This is a genomic window from Proteus mirabilis ATCC 29906 (genome assembly GCF_000160755.1).
Taxonomy (GTDB): domain Bacteria; phylum Pseudomonadota; class Gammaproteobacteria; order Enterobacterales; family Enterobacteriaceae; genus Proteus; species Proteus mirabilis.
The window spans coordinates 322,440-324,016 of sequence record NZ_GG668577.1 but is presented as its reverse complement, the minus strand read 5'-3'; the positions used below and the strand labels follow the sequence as shown (position 1 = coordinate 324,016).

Below are 1,577 nucleotides of genomic sequence, written 5' to 3'. Positions count from 1 at the left end.
AGCGAATATGCTGTAAGGACATGCCTGGTGTATCATCCACCCAAATATTGGGCTCATCTTTAAGGCGACCGATGGCACTGCAAAGCCTATCCCATTCATGCTCTTCTAACTTTTGGTAAAATTTATCTGAATTAATCTGGGTTTGTTGGGCTAGTGTCCGTTCAACAAGCTGTTTATCTGTCATTTCCATGCTGAACAGCAATACAGGCTTACCTTGTTGTGAAACATTCTTTGCCATTTCAGTGAGAACGGTTGTTTTTCCCATTTTTGGACGAGCACCAATCACGAACAGTGAACCGATGACAATCTGTTTTGGGCTTAATAGGTGGTCAAAATCTTTAAATCCCGTTTTTAATCCTCGATGTTTCTCTGGGTTATCTTGTCGGTCACAAATATCGGTAAAAACATCATCCAACACATCATCAATTCGGCGTAACCCTGTTTTTTTCCCCATTTTTCCAAACGACGTAGCTTCATCAAGCAAGCGTTGTGCCTGTTCAATTTTACCTACAAAACTTAACTCACTTGGCGTCATCATGAGCTTTTGAATTTCAACCGTCTTTTCGATAACAAAACGCTGTGCGGAACACTCTCGGATTTTTTTCGCATAAGCCATAATGTTAGCAATACTCGGTGTTTCTCTTGCCATCTCAGCAAGATAGGCAAAACCACCTGATTGATTAATTCGCCCTTTTGACGCCAGAAAATCCGTCACCGTCATGATGTCTATTGGCATACGTTGGGTATACATTTCTCGCAGAGTAAGATAAATAATTTGATGGTGTCGGGCATAAAAATCTTCAGGTTTTAGCTGTGAGAAAATTGATTGCGCATTATCACTTTGCGGGTCTAGCAAGAGTCCTCCAATCACATTTTGTTCCGCCATCAAATTATTCGGAACTTGGTTCATCACAGTGCTCCCTCCCTTGTTTTGAGTACCGTTTCAGGTCTGAGTAAATAATCAAAATTCGCTCGCCAACCCCGATTATTTTCTCCGAAGTACCAAGCACTCGCCGTTTCCATAAAATAATCAAAATAATTTTTAGCTGATTCGACTGTGGGTTCTTTGAGCTCTTTCAGGAATTTGGATATTGCTCGTTTGCGTTTGTCATTCAGCGATTCGGCATTGGGTAATCTATCCCCTGCCGATTCGTTGAAGGCTTGCATGATTTCCTGATAAGGAATGTTAGTTTGTCGATTAACCGAAATCTGCTTTGCAGGTTTCGAGTCGTCAGACGATAGTTTTTTAAGGTTAATTGACTGGTTAAAAGACTGACTGGTTCTGGGTAAAAATTTTTGACTACCCCCTAGTCCAACCGTTTGACTACCGTGGTCAAATTCTTTGACTACTTCTGGTACAGAATTTTGACTACCCTCATCAAGAGATTTAGCCTCCAAATCCAGAATATATAAATTGGAAGTATGCCCCTTATCTGTTTTTCGCGTAACTTTACGAACAAACCCTTTTTTACATAAACTTTTAATGTGGTTTATCGCACTTTGACGGCTAATTTCGCAATGACGCGCAATAGTTTCATAAGAAGGAAAACACTCACCTTTATCATTGGCATTATCGG

2 protein-coding genes are annotated in these 1,577 nt (G+C 40.5%); both read right to left on the bottom strand.

Going from position 1 to position 1,577, the window contains the following annotated elements; genetic code table 11:
- Positions 1 to 910 (bottom strand): replicative DNA helicase (locus tag HMPREF0693_RS07980; protein ID WP_004244721.1); only part of this gene is annotated, 910 nt, incomplete at its 3' end.
- Positions 910 to 1,577 (bottom strand): helix-turn-helix domain-containing protein (locus tag HMPREF0693_RS07975; protein WP_004244719.1); only part of this gene is annotated, 668 nt, incomplete at its 5' end. The genes HMPREF0693_RS07980 and HMPREF0693_RS07975, both read right to left, overlap by 1 nt.